Genomic DNA, 704 nt, shown 5'->3' on the forward strand with positions numbered 1-704 from the left:
CGATCACCCCGCCGACACCCGCAAGGACCGCGCCGGTGAGCCCGCCTTCCGAGCCACCGTCGCCGAACACCTGCTGCGGCACCGCGGTCTGGCCGCGGGAGCCGCCTCGGTGGTGCTCGCCACGGCCGGGACCAGCGCCGGGGTCGGCGAATTGGCGTCGGCGCTGCTGCGGCCAGGCGACGCCGTCGCGATCGAGGACCCCGGCTACCAGCGAGCCGTCGGCGCGTTGCGGGCCGCGGGCATCCGGGTGCTGCCCGTCCCGATCGACGCCGACGGACTGCGGGTCGAGCTGATCCCGCCCGGGGTGCGCGCGGTCTATTGCACACCGGCGCACCAGTTTCCGCTCGGCGCGCGCATGCAGGCCGCCCGCCGGGTCGAGCTGATCGAATTCGCCAGGGCGAACGGCGTCTTCGTCATCGAGGACGACTACGACGGCGAATTGCGCTACGACACCGCGCCCCTGCCCCTGCTGGCCGCGATGGCACCCGATGTCGTCGTGCATCTCGGCACCACCAGCAAGATCATCGCCACCACGCTCGGCGTCGGCTGGCTGGTCGCCAGGCCCGACATCGCCGACGCGGTGCTCGCCTGGCGCGCCGAGACCGGCACCGCGCCGAGCCCGGCGGGTCAGCGGGTGCTCAGCGAGTTCGCCCGGCACGGCGACCTGGCCCGCCACCTGCGTCGGCTGCGCCGGCTGGTGCCAC

Annotated in this window: 1 protein-coding gene; it reads left to right on the plus strand. The window is 74.7% G+C overall.

Annotated features, from left to right (window positions below; all coding sequences use genetic code 11):
* Window positions 1–704, plus strand: a 704-nt coding sequence (locus V8688_RS32010) for a PLP-dependent aminotransferase family protein (RefSeq protein ID WP_342802388.1), incomplete at both ends; no start/stop codon positions are given.

The sequence above is a fragment of the Nocardia sp. No.11 genome (genome assembly GCF_038752175.1).
GTDB lineage: Bacteria > Actinomycetota > Actinomycetes > Mycobacteriales > Mycobacteriaceae > Nocardia > Nocardia canadensis.